13 protein-coding genes and 1 pseudogene are annotated in these 16376 nt (G+C 60.7%); 3 read left to right on the top strand and 11 right to left on the bottom strand.

Annotation, left to right across the window (positions count from 1 at the left end; translation table 11 throughout):
* Positions 1-11: 11 nt before the first annotated feature.
* The 8 genes and pseudogenes from RS887_RS17900 to copC form a co-directional block, all read right to left on the bottom strand.
* Positions 12-1292: a TRAP transporter large permease gene (locus tag RS887_RS17900; RefSeq protein WP_322616380.1), complete on the bottom strand. Its 1281-nt coding sequence runs from the start codon at positions 1290-1292 to the stop codon at positions 12-14.
* The gene (locus tag RS887_RS17895) at positions 1293-1820 is read right to left on the bottom strand and encodes a TRAP transporter small permease (RefSeq protein WP_322616379.1); all 528 of its coding nucleotides are present in this window, start codon (positions 1818-1820) and stop codon (positions 1293-1295) included.
* Between the two features lie 78 nt (positions 1821-1898).
* Positions 1899-2870, bottom strand: coding sequence for a TRAP transporter substrate-binding protein (locus RS887_RS17890; RefSeq protein WP_322616378.1), 972 nt, complete (start codon positions 2868-2870; stop codon positions 1899-1901).
* A 67-nt stretch (positions 2871-2937) separates the two neighbouring features.
* On the bottom strand, positions 2938-3831 hold the full coding sequence (locus tag RS887_RS17885) for an SMP-30/gluconolactonase/LRE family protein (protein ID WP_322616377.1): 894 nt from the start codon (positions 3829-3831) through the stop codon (positions 2938-2940).
* A gap of 52 nt (positions 3832-3883) precedes the next feature.
* Positions 3884-4706: pseudogene (locus tag RS887_RS17880) on the bottom strand (NAD-dependent epimerase/dehydratase family protein).
* A 291-nt stretch (positions 4707-4997) separates the two neighbouring features.
* On the bottom strand, positions 4998-6293 hold the full coding sequence (locus RS887_RS17875) for an OprD family porin (RefSeq protein WP_322616376.1): 1296 nt from the start codon (positions 6291-6293) through the stop codon (positions 4998-5000).
* A 244-nt stretch (positions 6294-6537) separates the two neighbouring features.
* Complete coding sequence (gene copD, locus RS887_RS17870) at positions 6538-7395, bottom strand: copper homeostasis membrane protein CopD (RefSeq protein WP_322616375.1); 858 nt, start codon at positions 7393-7395, stop codon at positions 6538-6540.
* A gap of 3 nt (positions 7396-7398) precedes the next feature.
* On the bottom strand, positions 7399-7764 hold the full coding sequence (gene copC, locus RS887_RS17865) for a copper homeostasis periplasmic binding protein CopC (protein WP_322616374.1): 366 nt from the start codon (positions 7762-7764) through the stop codon (positions 7399-7401).
* Positions 7765-7899: 135 nt separating this feature from the next.
* Between copC and RS887_RS17860 the strand changes: the two genes are divergently transcribed.
* Positions 7900-8520: a TetR/AcrR family transcriptional regulator gene (locus RS887_RS17860; protein WP_322616373.1), complete on the top strand. Its 621-nt coding sequence runs from the start codon at positions 7900-7902 to the stop codon at positions 8518-8520.
* A gap of 116 nt (positions 8521-8636) precedes the next feature.
* Here the strand turns inward: RS887_RS17860 and preA are convergent, their stop codons facing one another.
* The 3 genes from preA to hydA all read right to left on the bottom strand — a co-directional run bounded on the left by preA (position 8637) and on the right by hydA (position 12872).
* Complete coding sequence (gene preA / locus RS887_RS17855; protein WP_322616372.1) at positions 8637-9911, bottom strand: NAD-dependent dihydropyrimidine dehydrogenase subunit PreA; 1275 nt, start codon at positions 9909-9911, stop codon at positions 8637-8639.
* Complete coding sequence (locus RS887_RS17850; RefSeq protein WP_322616371.1) at positions 9912-11279, bottom strand: NAD(P)-dependent oxidoreductase; 1368 nt, start codon at positions 11277-11279, stop codon at positions 9912-9914. It lies immediately after the preceding gene.
* Positions 11280-11432: 153 nt separating this feature from the next.
* Positions 11433-12872: a dihydropyrimidinase gene (gene hydA / locus RS887_RS17845; protein WP_322616370.1), complete on the bottom strand. Its 1440-nt coding sequence runs from the start codon at positions 12870-12872 to the stop codon at positions 11433-11435.
* 565 nt (positions 12873-13437) lie between these two features.
* Between hydA and RS887_RS17840 the strand changes: the two genes are divergently transcribed.
* Positions 13438-14922, top strand: a complete 1485-nt coding sequence (locus RS887_RS17840; RefSeq protein WP_322616369.1) for an NCS1 family nucleobase:cation symporter-1 — start codon at positions 13438-13440, stop codon at positions 14920-14922.
* A 147-nt stretch (positions 14923-15069) separates the two neighbouring features.
* Complete coding sequence (locus tag RS887_RS17835) at positions 15070-16353, top strand: Zn-dependent hydrolase (RefSeq protein ID WP_322616368.1); 1284 nt, start codon at positions 15070-15072, stop codon at positions 16351-16353.
* The last annotated feature ends 23 nt before the right edge of the window (positions 16354-16376 follow it).

The raw sequence follows: 16376 nt of genomic DNA, 5'->3' as shown, positions 1-16376 counted from the left end.
TACCATTGGCATCACAACACCAGATGCGGCAACCACAGCGACAGCGCCGGGATGTAGGTCACGGCCATCAACATCAGGAACAGCACGGCATAGAACGGCATCAGCGCCTTGACGGTTGTTTCGATACTGACCTTGCCCACCGCCGACCCCACGAACAGTACCGCACCCACGGGCGGCGTGATCAAGCCGATGCCCAGGTTCACCAGCATGATCATGCCGAACTGCACCGGGTCCACGCCTATGCCGAGGATCACCGGCATCAGGATCGGCGTGAGGATCAGGATCAGCGGCGCCATGTCCATCACGGTGCCGAGCAACAGCAGCATGACGTTGATGCACATCAGGATCACGTAGCGGTTGTCCGACAGGGTCAGGAACAGCGTGGTGATCTTCGCCGGAATCTGCATCAGGGTCATGATGTAGCCGAAGCTGGCGGCGAAGCCGATCAGGATCATCACGATCGAAATCGTCCGCACGGTGCGGTGCATCAGTTTTGGCAGTTCGCTCCACTTGTAGTCGCGGTAGATGAACATGGTCACGAAGAACGACCACAGCACGGCGATGGCCGCCGATTCGGTCGCGGTGAAAATACCCGACAGAATGCCGCCGAGGATGATCACCATGGCCATCAGGCCCCACAGCGCTTCGCCGCAGATCTTCAGCGCTTCGCGCATCGGAATGACTTCGCCCTTGGGGTAGTCACGCTTCTTGGCGAAGATCAGGCACAGCACCATCAGGCACGCGCTCATCAATAGGCCCGGCACCACACCGGCCATGAACAGCGAGGCAATCGACACTGTGCCGCCGGCGGCCAGGGAGTAGAGCACCGAATTGTGGCTGGGTGGTGTCAGCAGCGCTTGCACCGAACCACTGACGGTCACCGCCGTGGCGAATTCCCGTGGATAGCCACGGCGTTCCATTTCCGGAATCAGCACCGAACCGACCGAGGCGGTGTCCGCCACCGAGGAGCCGGAAATTGCGCCAAAGAAGGTCGAAGCCATGATGTTGACCAGCGACAAGCCGCCACGCACGAAGCCCACCAGTACCCCGGCGAACGCCACCAGGCGCCGGGACATGCCACCCTCGGCCATGATCGCGCCCGCAAGGACGAAGAACGGGATGGCCAACAGGGAGAACTTGTTCACGCCCCCGGCCACCTGAATCATCAGCGCCTGGAACGGGATGTCGATCCACCACGCGCCGATCAATGCAGCGAAACCCAGGGCGTAGGCGACCGGCATGCCGATCAGGATCAACGCGATAAAACTGCCCAACAGAATAAAAGCGTCCATTCAGGCAGCCCCTTCGTTTTCTTCAACGAGGTCGAAACGCACGACCCGACGGTTGCTCTGGTCACCGAGCAAGAGTTTTTCCAGGACAAACACCAGCGTCAGCACGCCGCCAACCGGAATCGGCATGTACGTGATGCCTACCCGCAGGGTCGGCAGGGCGCTCATGAACTGGTTCCAGGTGGACAGGCACAATTTGCTGCCCCAGATGGCCATGAACAGGCAGATGGTCGCCATCAACAGTTGCGCCAGGATGGCTGCGGCTTGGCGCAGGTGCGGCGGCAGGCGGTCGGTCAGCATGGCCACGGCCATATGCGAGCCGGAGCGATAGCTGGCCGCGGCACCAATGAAGGTGAAGACCATCATCAGCAGAATGGCGGTGGGCTCTGGCCAGCTGGAGCCGGTGCCGAGGACGTAACGGGCAAAGACGCCCCAGGGAATGATTAACGCAATGGCCAGAACAGAAAGCCCGGCGACCCAGATACAGGCCATGTAGAGCTTGTCATTGATGCCTAGCAGCAGATTCTTCATCGGGTTCCACCGTAACCGGGTGCGCACTGACGTACACCAACGTCAGCGGCGCCGGGCCTTTCTTGAATTCAGGGAGGGTTACTGAACGGCTTCGATGCGCTTGATCAGGTCGGCGTAGGGCGCGCCGTATTTCTCGCGGATCGAGGCAGTCGCTTCGTAGAAAGGTTTCTTGTCGACGGTGATGAACTCGACGCCAGCGGCTTTGAGTTTTTCTTCACTGCTGGCCGATTTCGCATCCCACAGGGTGCGTTCCTGGGCCTGGGCCGCCTTGGCGGCTTTCTTCACCAGGGCTTGCTGCTCCGGGGTGAGCTTTTCCCAGGTGATTTTCGACATCACGATCGGCTCGGGCAGGATCAGGTGGCCGGTCAGACTGTAGAACCTGGCGTTCTGGTAGTGATTGTGTTCGAGCAGGGTCGGCGGGTTGTTTTCCGCGCCGTCGATCACGCCGGTCTGCAGGGCGCTGAAGATTTCGCCGGTGTCCATCGCGATGCCGTTGCCGCCCATGGCGTTGATGGTTTCGATGAACATCGGGTTGCCTTGCACGCGGATCTTCATACCCTTGAGGTCTTCAAGGCTGCGTACCGGTTTCTTGGTGTAGAGATTTCGCGTGCCGCCGTCCATCCAGGCCAGGGCGACCAGGTTGAATTCGGAGTTGGTGATCTTGTCGAGGATTTCGTCGCCGACCGCACCGTCGATGACCTTGCGCATATGGGCCTGGTCACGGAACACGAACGGCATGTTGAACACGTTCACGTCCGGCACCACCGGGCCGACGATGCCGAGGCTGACCCGGGCCATCTGCACGGCACCGACCTGGGCCTGTTCGACCACTTCTTTTTCCGAGCCGAGCACGCCACCGGCGAACATCTTGAAGGTCAGCGCGCCATTGCTGTCGGACACCAGGGTTTTGCCCAGTTGCTCTTCAGCCACCACGGTCGGATAACCGGCGGGGTGGATGTCGGCGAATTTGATTTCCAGTGCCTGGGCGGCGCTGCTGAGGACGAAGGTGAATGGGAGTGCAGCGGCGAGCAAGGTGCGTTTGAAGTCCATGGGGCGTTTCTCCAGTCTTGTTATTTTTGTATTCAAAGGCGCAGCGGGGCAGCAGAAGCAGACGCGTTTACAGCGAGTCGTTGAACAGGGGTTCCGGTAAGCCTTTTACGCCGGGATCGAGGGCGAACACCCCACCAGCGAGTGAGTCGGGGTCATGGTCGTCACCGGGGCGGATCGAGGTCACGAACAGCGTGTCCAGCCGAGGGCCACCGAAGGCGCACATGGTGGGTTTTTTCACCGGTAGGGTGAGGGAACGGTCAAGGCGGCCGTTGGGGGTAAAACGGTGGATCAAGCCTGCGTCGTTGGCGCAAATCCAGTAGCAGCCATCGGCGTCGACCGCCGCGCCGTCGGGGCGACCTTCGTACTGGTTCATGTCCACGAACACGCGTCGGTTCGAAGGCGTACCGGTGTCGATGTCGTAGTCGAAGGCCCAGATCTGCTGAATCAGTGGATGAGAGTCGGACAGGTACATCGTGCGCCCGTCCGGGCTGAAGCCCAGGCCGTTGGGCACGATGAAGCCGCCCAGTTGCGCAGCGAGCGGCCCGCGCTGCCCGGCGGTGTAGCGATACAAGGTACCGTCGGCGGCGTTGGCGCCCATGTTCAACACCATGCTGCCGGCCCAGAAACGTCCCTGACGGTCGCAGCGGCCATCGTTCAAGCGCATGTCGTCGCGGGCGTGATCGACGTGGGCCAACAGTTTTGTATCGAGGCTGCCGTCATTTTGAGGATGCAGGCGGAAAAACCCGATTTCCATCCCCGCGACCCAACCACCGTCACGGTGACGCGCGATGCATGCGAGCATCTGCGGGGTTTTCCAGTTATTCACCTGCCCGGTTGCGGCACTCCAGCGCTGTAAAGCACCAGCGGGAATATCGACCCAGTACAGGGCGTTTTCCTCAGGTACCCAGACCGGGCTTTCACCGACCGCGTTGCGGGCGTCGACAATCAATTCGGCATGCATGGCAACTCATTCCCTTGGTTTTTGTTGTGGGGATCAAGCAACGCGCGAAGGCTCAGTCACCGAACGGGCCGGCTGCGCAGAAGGCACCGCCTGATACAGCCGTGCCGGATCATCGGCGGCCGGCATCGGCTGGCTTCGACCTTTTCGCGGAACACTTCGAGCTGTCTCCTGCGGGCAAAACCCAAGGCCGTGGCGTAGCGGTTATCCCACCAGATGTCCTTGTTGTCGGACATGCCATAAACCACGGTGTGGCCGACATTCGGGGTGTACAAGGCGCGCTCGAGCAGTTGGGTCAGGTCGCCGAAGCTCAGCCAGGTGCTCATCATCCGGCGGTTGTGTGGCTCCGGGAACGACGAGCCGATGCGCACACTGACGGTCTCGATGCCATAGCGGTCGAAGTAGAAGGTGGCCATGTCTTCGCCGTAGGACTTGGACAAACCGTAGTAACTGTCCGGGCGGCGAGGGGAGTGGGCGTCGATGACTTCATCCTGCCTGTAGAAGCCGATCACATGATTGGAACTGGCGAAGATCACCCGCTTCACACCGTGGCGGCGCGCGGCTTCGTAGATGTGGAACACGCCGCAGATATTGGCGCCGAGGATCTCTTCGAACGAGCGCTCGGTCGACACACCGCCGAAGTGCAGGATCGCGTCCACACCTTCGACCAGTTGATGCACCGCCTGCTTGTCGGCGAGGTCGCACGGCACGACTTCTTCGCGGTCATCGATGGCCGGCGCGATGTCGGCGATGTCCGACAGGCGAATCACATTGGCGTAGGGGCGCAGGCTTTCGCGCAGGACTTTACCGAGGCCACCGGCGGCGCCGGTCAGCAGCAGGCGGTTGAATGGCGTTTGGGTGGTAGAAGTGGTCGTCATGGGAGTCCTGGACACGCGGTTGTTATTGGTTTGTTGTAGGTTGTCGTATGACTGTGCTGGAGTATCGTTAGGGATTCCGCTGCTTGTCAACGCGACATTGGTTGAAAATGACCGAGGGTCGTTTCATGCCTGCTGGGGTCAATCTTCAGATTTGGAATGCCTCCCCTGTAGGAGCGAGCTTGCTCGCGCTAAGCCTGAGAACGCCGCGGGGCACCTGCCAGCCAGCGATATCGTTGACAACCATCGCGAGCGAGCTCGCTCCTACAAGGGGCTCGTGTTGATGCCCGCGATTTACAACAACGAAATCGGATAGCTGATGAACACCCGGTTCTCATCGAATTCGTTGGTGCTGAAGTTCTTGCGGATGCTCGCGTTTCGCCATTTCACGTTGAGGTTTTTCAGCGGACCGCTCTGCACCGTGTAGGCCAGTTCGGATTCGCGGCCCCACTCCTTGCCGTCGGTGATGGCGCCGGTGTGCACGTTGTCACCGCTGATGTAGCGGTTCATCAGGGTCAGGCCGGGAATGCCGAGGGCGACGAAGTTGTAGTCGTGGCGCACTTGCCAGGATTTCTCCCGAGCATTGTCGTAGCTGGAGTTGTAGCTGTCGTTGGCCAGGGTGCCGCCGCTGGTGCCATTGACCCGCATCCAGACGTCATCGCCGGTGAGTTTTTGCAGGCCGACATAAAAGGTGTTGCCGCCATATTTGGCCGACAGCAGGGCGAACGCGGTCTTGTTGTCGAGGTCGCCGGCCTTGGCGCTGCCGTCTTCCTTGCCGATGAAGTAGCCCAGGTTGGCGCCCAGGGTCCAGTCGCCGATGGGCTGGCTGTGGGTCAGGTTGAAGTATTGCTGCTGGTAGATGTCACTGAGTTCCGAGTACCAGACGCCGACCTGCGTGCGTTTTTCATTGAACGCATATTCACCGCCACCGAAATTGAAACGGTCCGAGGTGAACGCCGTTTTGCCGTTCATGAACATGTCTTCCATGCTCGCGTCGTTACGCGGGCTGTTTTTCTGGAATTGACCACCGTAGAGCGTCAGGCCAGTGATTTCAGTGGAGGTCACCTGAGCACCCTGGAATGTCTGCGGCAGCGAGCGGCCATCGTCGGAACGCAGGATCGGCAGCACCGGCATCCATTCGCCGACCTTCAATTCGGTTTTCGAGACCTTGCCTTTGAGCGCCACGCCGAGCCGGCCGAAATTGTCGGCGGGGCGGCCATCGTCATGGATCGGCAACAGCTGCGTGCCGCCGGTGCCTTTGCCGCCATCGAGCTTCTGCGAGTACAGGCCAAGTACATCGACACCGAAGCCCACGGTGCCCTGGGTAAAACCGGAGCGGGCATCGAGAATGAAGTTCTGCGTCCACTCTTCAGCCTTGCTCTGGGGGTAGGCCGGGTTGGTGTAGTTGCGGTTGAAGTAGGCGTTGCGCAGGTTCAGCGTGGCCTTGGCGTCGTCGGTGAAACCTTCGGCCTGGCTGCTCATGGGCAGGACGAGGGCAAGTCCGCTGCAGCCGATCAGGCTCAGGGCATAACGACGGGTAAAGTCTGGACGCGAAGAACGGGTGGAGGAATTGCGGACGAGCTTGCTCACTGTGACGCTCCCTTGTTTCTTGTTTTTATTGTTGTCATACGTCGTCGTACAACATTGGGGGCGATATTTGCGGGATTTTCGTGGGTTGTCAATCAGAAGTTATACGATGACTTGCACGCTGGAGACTGGCTTGAGAGAAACTGTGGGAGCGGGCTTGCTCGCGAAGGCGTCAGCACAGGCGATATCAATGTTGAATGTTACGACGCCTTCGCGAGCAAGCCCGCTCCCACAAGGGGATGGATTGTCAGCTGGAAATCATCGGGGGCAGGGTGCCCAGCAGCGAGACCGCAGCCACTGCGCCAAGCCCCAGCATCCACTCCAGCATCACGCTGGTGCGCAGTGTTTGCAGACGCGGCTCGCAATCATTGATCCGCAAGCGATTGAACAACGCCAGGCCCAACATCGAGGCCACCAGCAACGCCTTGATCAAGAGGATCAAGGCGAACCCGGTGAACAACGGCGTCGGCCAGAACGCCCCGGTGAGCACCCGCACATTGATCAGCCCGGTGATCAGCAGCCCGGCGACCAACCCGTAGCCGACGCCGCTGAAGCGCTGCAACATCCAGCGGATCGAATGCCCCGCAGGCTGTCGCAGAATCATCACCAGCAACATCAAGCCGCCGAGCCAGGCACCTACGCACATCAAGTGAATGAGTTGATTGAGGATCAGCAAATGTCCTGCGGTGCCATCGAGCATGGCGCCGTGACCGACCGGCGCAAGCGTGGCCACCAGCAGACCGCCGAGGATCAGACGCGGCGCAAGGCTGGCGCGTAGCGGTGTCAGCAACAACACCAGCAACGCCATATTGATCAGCAGATGCCAGCGCCAGACCTGGCCGAAAAAGGTATTGCCCAGCACCAGGTTCAGGGTCGGCGGGTCGAAGGCCGCGTCCCAGGCGCCGGCCATGCTTGCGGTAACCAGCAGCAACCAACAGACCCCGCTGCCCAGCGCCACCGCGGCCAGCCAATGGGAGGTGCGTGCCAGCCGCTGATCCAGTGCGATTTCGCCATTCGCCAACAACGGCCTGAACACCCAGGCCCCGAACAGCATCAACACCACGATGAAATGCAGGAAGCGGCACAGCACCAGCGCGCTCGCCATGAATTACTGGCCAACCTTGAAGGCGTAGGCACCTTCGCTTTTGTGAGTGTCGACCGACACGGTGTGCCATTCGACCTTGTAGGCTCCGGCGGTTAGCGGTGCGGCCGGGGTGACGATCAGGGTCTTCTTGTCGCTGCCTTCGGTGGTCAGCGCCTTGACCGCCACTGGTGCGCCATCCCTGGTCAGCGTGACCTTGGTGAAACTGGCCTCGACACCCTCGGAGAACTCCAGGCGCAATTCCGTTGGCGCGGTCACGGTGCTATCGGCGGCCGGTGTCTGGCTTTTCAGGTGGGCGTGGGCAAACACCGAAGAAGCGGCGAGCAGCGAGCCGAGCAGGGCCGAGACGGTCAGGGTTTTCTTGAACAGCATCGTGAGTTCCTCAGGCAGTTTCCAGGTGCGCAGAGTTTAGCGTTACGACAGCGGCTGTACGAAGTTTCGTTTTCCCCTGTCGCCGCGGTCCAGAGCGGATGCTAGTCTTGTTCAACGTTGTTGTCGGGGACCCGCATGGGCAATCACAAGATCGAGATTCGTCGCAGTAACATCGAAAAGATTCTGCTGGGGGCGGAAAAAGTCTTCGCTGAAAAGGGCTTCGGCAGCACCGCCATGGCCGACATCGCTGCCGAAGTGCAACTGCCGCGTTCCAACCTGCATTACTACTTCAGCACCAAGACCGAACTGTACAGCGCAGTGCTGTTCGATTTGCTGGAAGTCTGGAAGCAGGATGCCCTGTGCTTCGAGATGTTCGATGACCCGCGGGTGGTGCTCAGCAGCTACATCCGCGCCAAGATGAACCATTCCCGCAGCCGGCCTTATGGTTCGAAAGTCTGGGCCAACGAAATCATCCATGGCGCGCCAACCCTGGGCGCTGCGCTGGATGCGAGCCTGTACGACTGGGCCAAGATGAAGGAAGCGAAAATCCGCCAGTGGGTGGACGACAAACGCATCCTGCCGGTGGAGCCGTCGAGCCTGTTGTACATGATCTGGGCCTCGACCCAGCACTACGCCGACTTCGATCACCAGGTGAACATCCTCAACGACCATCAGCCGCTGTCGGACATGCAATTTGAAAAAGCGGTGCAGACGGTGACCAGTGTGATTTTGCGGGGGATCGGGTTGGAGCCTTGAGGATCTGTGGTGCGGCTGCCGGCCTCTTCGCGAGCAAGCCCGCTCCCACATTGGAATGCATTCCAGATGTGGGAGCGGGCTTGCTCGCGAAGGCGTCGGTTCAGGCGCCGCTGAACTCAGATTGCGACATGATAAGGATTCCTCGGATCATGGTTCCAGTCCAGGAACGGCTTGCCAGTCTCCACCGGCACCATCTCGATACAGTCCTGCACCGGGCAGGTGATCTGGCACAGATTGCAGCCCACGCACTCCTCATCGATCACTTGATACTTGTGAGTGCCATCCGCCTGCTTGAGGCTGGCCACGGCCTGGTGCGAGGTGTCCTCACAGGCGATATGGCAACGACCGCAACCAATGCACGCCTCCTGATCGATTTTCGCGATCACCTGGTAGTTGATGTCCAGGTACTTCCAGTCCGTGGTGTTGCCCACCGCGCGGCCGGAAAACTCCGAAATGCTGGCGTAGCCCTGACTGTCCATCCAGCGTGACAAACCGTCCTTCATGTCTTCGACAATCCGGAAGCCATGCAGCATCGCCGCCGTGCACACTTGCACCGCGCCGCTGCCGAGCGCGATGAATTCCGCCGCGTCGCGCCAATTGCCGATGCCGCCAATGCCGCTGATGGGCAGGCCCTGGGTCTGTGGATCACGGGCGATTTCGGCGACCATGTTCAGGGCAATCGGCTTGACCGCCGAGCCGCAGTAACCGCCGTGGGTACTTTGGCCGCCGACCATGGGGTTGGCGACCATGCGTTCAAGGTTGACGCTGGTGATCGAGTTGATGGTGTTGATCAACGAAACCGCATCGGCACCGCCACGGTGGGCTGCTCGGGCGGCGACACGGATGTCGGTGATGTTCGGCGTGAGCTTGACGATCACCGGTAAAGAGCAATACGTCTTGCACCAGCGGGTGACCTGTTCCACGTATTCCGGCACCTGGCCAACTGCCGCGCCCATGCCCCGTTCCGGCATGCCGTGGGGGCAACCGAAATTCAACTCGATGCCGTCGGCACCGGTGGCTTCCACCAGCGGCAGGATGTTTTTCCAGGATTCTTCGACGCAGGGCACCATCAACGATACGATCAGCGCACGGTCCGGCCAGTCCTTTTTGACCTGGGTGATTTCCCGCAGGTTGATCTCCAGCGAGCGGTCGGTGATCAGTTCGATGTTGTTAAAACCGAGTACCTCCCTGTTAGCCCCGAAATGCGCCGAGTAGCGCGACGACACGTTGACCGCCGCCGGGTCTTCACCCAGGGTTTTCCAGACTACGCCGCCCCAGCCCGCCTCGAAGGCGCGGACCACGTTGTAGGCTTTGTCGGTGGGTGGCGCGGAGGCCAGCCAGAAAGGATTGGGCGCTTTGATGCCGGCGAAGACTATCGATAGATCGGCCATTTACGCAGCCTCCACGTTGAGCATCAGTTGAGCGTTGATCGCCTCGGCGGCGCGTTTGCCGTGTTGCACTGCTTGCACGGTAAGGTCTTGATCGAGGCTGGTGCAGTCGCCGCCGGCATACACGCCGGGGATACTGGTGCGCAGGTTTTCATCGACCTCAATCCGTTCGCCCTGGCGCTTGAGCTCACGGGCCAGCGGATCGGCGAGGGCGCTGCTGTCGAAGGCCTGGCCGATGGCCTTGAAGATTGCGTCGGCGGCCAGTTCGAAGGTTTTACCGGTGGTTTGGAGGCGACCTTCGACCAGATGGGTGCGGGCGAATCGCATGCCGCGCACGTGACCTTGGTCATCGAGCAGCACTTCTTCAGGTTGAGCCCAGGTCATCAGCCGCACCTGATTGGCCTTGGCAATCTCCTGTTCGTGATGGGTGGCGCCCATGTCTTCGGCACCGCGCCGGTACACCAGATTCACGTCACGGGCACCGAGGCGGGCCATTTGCACCGCCATATCGATGGCGGTGTTGCCCGCGCCGAGGACGATGCAATGGTCGGCCAGGGGCAGTCGGGTCAGGTCATCGGCCTGGCGCAGTTCGCGGATGTAGTCGGTGGCGGCGAGCAGGCCGGGTGCGTCTTCGTGGGGCAGTCCCAGTTGTTTGCTGGCGTTGAGCCCGAGGCCGAGGAACACCGCATCGAACTGTTGTTGCAGTTCGCTCAAGGTCAGGTTCTCCCCGAGCTTGTGCCCGTGGCGAATTTCGATGCCGCCAATCTGCAACAGGAACTCAAGTTCCTTTTGCGCGTAGTCATCCACCAGTTTGTATTTGGCGATTCCGTATTCGTTGAGGCCGCCAGCCTTTTCCCGCGCCTCGAAGATCACCACGTCGTGCCCGTGCATGGCACTGCGGTGGGCGCAGGACAAACCGGCCGGACCGGCACCGACCACGGCGATGCGCTTGCCGGTGGCGGCCGCACGCTGGAACGGGTGGGCGCTGAAATGGGCGTTGTCCACGGCGTAGCGCTGCAACAGGCCGATCATGACCGGCGCACATTCGTGGGCGTTGTTGCGCACGCAGGCTTGCTGGCAGAGGATTTCCGTCGGGCACACCCGGGCGCAACTGCCGCCGAGGATGTTGGCCGAGAGGATCTTCTGCGCGGCGCCTTGCACATTGTCCTGCGCAATGTTGCGGATGAACGAGGGAATGTCGATTTCGCTCGGGCAGGCATTCACGCACGGCGCGTCGTAGCAATACAGGCAGCGCGAGGCTTCCAGGTGCGCCTGGCGTTCGTTGAGCGGCGGCGCCAGATCGGTGAAATGGCCGGCGAGGGTGGCCGCGTTCTCGTAGGGGGGCGGGAGATGACTCAGGGTCTTGATCACGGTTTTGGCCTCACGGTGATTTGAGGTGCTGCCTCTGATGGGCATTGTTTTTTGTTGTCTGTACCGGCCTCTTCGCGAGCAAGCCCGCTCCCACATTTGGAACGCGTTCCCCTGTGGGAGCGGGCTTGCTCGCGAAGGCCGAAGGCCTCGATTTCAGCGTTTCACAGCAGTCGGCTTGTGTTGCTCGGCCCGCTTGCTCAGCAAGTCAAACACCGCCGGGTACGCCGGCCGTTCGATATACCGCCCGGCGCCACGCTCGGCCCGCAGGTCGCCGTCGGCCCAGACCACGCGACCCTGGCTGATGGTGTGGCTGGGCACGCCGCGAACGGTCTTGCCTTCGAAGATGTTGAAGTCCACCTGCTGATGGTGGGTCTTGGCGGAAATGGTCCGCGTGCCTTGCGGGTCCCACAGCACCAGATCGGCATCGGCACCGACGCGGATCGCGCCTTTGCGTGGGTAGAGGTTGAAGATCTTCGCCGTGTTGGTGGACGTCAGCGCGACGAATTGCTGCATCGAGAAGCGTCCGGTGTTCACGCCTTCATCCCACAACACCGCCATGCGGTCTTCGATGCCGGCGGTGCCGTTGGGGATCTTGCTGAAGTCGTCGCGGCCAGCGGCCTTTTGCTCGGCGCAGAAGCAGCAGTGGTCGGTGGCGGTGGTGTGCAGGTTGCCCGATTGCAGGCCATGCCAGAGTGCTTCCTGATGGCCGCGGGGACGGAACGGCGGGCTCATCACATAACCGGCTGCGGTTTGCCAGTCCGGATCGCGGTAGACGCTGTCATCCAGTAGCAGGTGCCCGGCCAGCACTTCGCCGTACACCGGCTGGCCTTTGCCCCGGGCGTAGGTGATTTCATCCAGGGCCTCCTTGGTCGAGACGTGGACCAGGTACAGCGGCGTACCCAGGGTTTCGGCGATGCGGATCGCCCGGCTCGCGGCCTCGCCTTCAACCTGTGAAGGGCGCGACAGGGGATGCGCTTCCGGCCCGGTGATGCCCTGGGCCATCAGCTTGCGTTGCAGGTGATACACCAGTTCACCGTTTTCCGCATGAACGGTCGGCACCGCGCCCAGTTCCAGGCAGCGTTCGAAACTCGCCACCAGGGTGTCATCGGCAGCCATGATCGCGTTCTTGTAGGCCATGAAATGCTTGAAGCTGTTAACGCCGTGTTGGTTGACCAGCTCGGCCATTTCCTCGCGGACCTGTTCGCTCCACCAGGTAATGGCGACGTGAAAACCGTAGTCCGACGCCGACTTCTCGGCCCAGCCGCGCCACTGATGGAAGGCTTCGAGCAAGGATTGCTGCGGATTGGGAATCACGAAGTCGATGATCGAGGTGGTGCCGCCGGCCAGTCCCGCCGCCGTGCCACTGTAAAAGTCTTCGCTGGCCACGGTGCCCATGAAGGGCAGTTGCATGTGGGTGTGCGGGTCGATGCCGCCGGGCATCAGGTATTGACCGCTGCCGTCGAGCACTTCAGCCCCTGGAGGAACATCGAGGTTTTCGCCGATGGCCTTGATCACGCCGTCTGCGCAATACACATCGGCGCGATAACTTTCATCATGGGTAATAACGGTGGCGCCACGGATCAACAGAGACATTCCGAGTTCCTCGCAGGCAATGACCGGCTTGTGCCAGTTCTAGATGTTTTATATGACGCCAGCGTCAACAGGTGTATTCCTGTCAGTGCTGTCAGGAATAAAAGCTAGTCTGAGTTCCGGGAATGAGCAAGAATATTTTTTATAAGCTTATGACTGTATTAACTAATTGATAAATAAGTATTAAAAGTCTGAATCACCAAAATGGTGAGGTCTCTCACCATTTTGACGCACTTGACAGGTTCGAAATATGGTCAAGATTTCTTACGTGAAATCAGTTGTTTGTGGATGGTCTATGGTTGATGCGCGACTTTGAAAAAAAGATCAATGCACCAGATTGAGTCCTGACTGTTCGGACAACTTGGCTGGCATTCGGCCTGAGTGGCAAGACATGCAACTGAGGACTGCACCGAGGACTGCCTCGTTGACCCAATAAAACTGATAAACATCAGTTGTTTACAAAGTGTTTATGGAACTGCCCGATGCGCAAACGGGGCACCCGGCACGTTTATTGATGCCGCGAGCCTGCGATGAGCAAAAAAATAATTCAAAGAACAGTGGAGCGGCCATGCAACAGATCAGATCGCAAGTGACCGAGCGCGACGGCTTGTTTGAGCTGGAAGCCGGCAGCGATGTCCTCGACAGTCCCCGTTACAACCACGACATAGCACCGACCAGGGTGCGTGAGCGGACCTGGAACAAATGGCACATCACCGCGTTATGGGTGGGCATGGCGATCTGCGTGCCGACCTACACCCTTGGCGGGGTGTTGACCGCGTACTTCGGCCTGACCGTCGGTGAAGCGCTGCTGGCGATTCTTTTTGCCAACATCATCGTGCTGATTCCCCTGACACTGAACGCCTTTCCCGGCACCAAGTACGGCATTCCCTTTCCGGTGTTGCTGCGCTCGTCCTTCGGTGTGCTCGGTTCCAACATTCCTTGCCTGATCCGCGCCCTGGTGGCCTGTGGCTGGTTCGGCATCCAGACCATGTTCGGCGGGCTGGCGATTCACCTGTTCCTCGGTTCGGTGTTCGAGGGCTGGAAGTCTCTGGGCGGCACCGGCGAGGTCATCGGCTTCATGGTGTTCTGGGCGCTGAACCTGTGGGTGGTGATTCGCGGCGCCGAGTCGATCAAATGGCTGGAAACCCTGTCGGCTCCGCTGTTGGTGCTGGTGGGCGTAGGCTTGTTGGTCTGGGCAATGCCCAGCGTGTCGATGACCGAATTGCTGGCGATTCCGGCCAAGCGCCCCGAAGGCGCCGGCGTGGCCAGCTACTTCGCCGCCGGGCTGACCGCGATGGTCGGCTTCTGGGCCACGCTGTCACTGAACATTCCGGATTTCAGCCGCTACGCAAAAAGCCAGAAGGACCAGATTGTCGGGCAGATCATCGGCCTGCCGCTGACCATGTTTCTGTTTGCCTCGCTCGGCGTGGTGATGACCGCGGCCTCAGTGAAACTGGTGGGCGTCACGGTGTCCGATCCGGTGACCCTGATCGGTCATATCCAGAGCCCGGTGTGGGTTGCACTGGCGATGGCGCTGATCATCATCGCCACGCTGTCGACCAATACCGCAGCGAATATCGTGTCGCCGACCAATGACTTCCAGAACATCGCGCCCAAGGTGATCAACCGCACCAACGCCGTGCTGCTTACCGGATTCGTCGGATTGGCGTTGATGGCCCATGAACTGCTGAAAAAGCTTGGCCTGATCGTCTCGGATGTCAGTCTGGAAACCGTTTATTCCAACTGGTTGCTTGGGTATTCCAGTCTGCTGGGGCCGATTGCCGGGATCATGGTGGTGGACTATTTCCTGATCAAGAAACAACAACTGGACCTTGCCGGCCTGTACCGCGATGACGTGTACCCGGCGTGGAACTGGTGCGGTTTCATGGCCTTCGGCGTACCGGTGGTGTTGACGCTGCTGTCCCTGGGCAGCGATGCGTTCAGCTGGTTCTACAGCTATGGCTGGTTTACCGGCTCGGCCCTTGGTGGGGTGATTTATTACGGGTTGAGTGTGATGCGGCCTAGTCCGTCTGTCGCGAAATCACCGGTATAAGGGAGGGCCTCATCGCGGGCAAGCCCGCTCCCACAGGGTTCTCGGGTGTTCACAAAACCTGTGGGAGCGGGCTTGCCCGCGATGAGGCCTCAATATCACCGACCGATTGCCTGAAGAAATCCATAAGAACAGCCTGAGGAGATCATCATGAACGCTGCCGTCGACGTTCTGCAGTCCAGCCATCAGCACATCAACCGCGACCGCCTGTGGCAGTCGCTCATGGAACTGGCCAGGCTTGGCGCCACGGTCAAGGGGGGCGTGTGTCGCCTGGCCCTGACCGATCTCGACCGCCAGGCCCGGGACATCTTCGTCAAATGGTGTATCGATGCCGGCTGCACCGTCAGCGTCGACGCCGTCGGCAATATCTTCGCCCGTCGCCCCGGGCGCAATCCCGACCTGCCGCCGGTGATGACTGGCAGTCACATCGATACCCAGCCCACCGGCGGCAAGTTCGATGGCTGCTTCGGTGTATTGGCCGGCGTCGAAGTGCTGCGCACCCTCAATGACCTGAACATCGAGACCGAAGCACCGCTGGAAGTGGTGGTCTGGACCAACGAAGAAGGTTCGCGCTTCGCCCCGTGCATGATGGGCTCCGGCGTGTTCGCCGAAAAATTCACCCTCGAGGAAACCCTGGCCAAGGTCGATGCCGATGGCATCACCGTGGGGCAAGCGTTGAACGCCATCGGCTACGCGGGCCCGCGTCAGGTCAGCGGCCATGCGGTGGGCGCCTATTTCGAAGCCCACATCGAGCAAGGCCCGATCCTTGAAGACGAACGCAAGACCATAGGCGTGGTCATGGGCGCCCTCGGGCAGAAGTGGTTCGACCTGAAACTGCGTGGCGTCGAAGCCCACGCCGGCCCGACCCCGATGCACCTGCGCAAGGATGCCCTGGTCGGTGCCGCGGTGATTGTCGGTGCGGTCAACCGCGCCGCCCTCGGTCATCAACCCCACGCCTGCGGCACTGTCGGTTGCCTGCAAGCCTATCCCGGCTCGCGCAACGTCATCCCGGGCGAGGTGCGCATGACCCTGGACTTCCGCCATCTGGAACCGGCACGCCTGGACTCGATGATCGCCGAAGTACGCGAAGTCATCGAAACCACCTGCGAAGAACACGGCCTGACGTTCGAACTGACCCCAACCGCCGACTTCCCGCCGCTGTACTTTGACAAGGGCTGCGTCGAAGCCGTGCGCGGCGCCGCCCAAGGCCTGGGCCTTTCGCACATGGACATCGTCAGTGGTGCAGGGCACGACGCCATCTTCCTCGCCGAACTCGGCCCGGCCGGGATGATCTTCGTGCCGTGCGAAGGCGGCATCAGCCACAACGAAATCGAAAACGCCGCGCCGGATGACCTGGCGGCCGGGTGTGCCGTGCTGTTGCGGGCAATGCTGGCGGCTTCGGCGGCGGTGGCCAAGGGGGCGTTGGTGGGCTGAACTCTGTGACGTGCGCTGAATTG

Source organism: Pseudomonas sp. BIC9C (assembly GCF_034541995.1).
GTDB classification, from domain to species: Bacteria; Pseudomonadota; Gammaproteobacteria; order Pseudomonadales; family Pseudomonadaceae; genus Aquipseudomonas; species Aquipseudomonas fluorescens_CC.
Note: the sequence above shows the minus strand (reverse complement) of the source record. Positions and strands in the feature narration are given on the sequence as shown.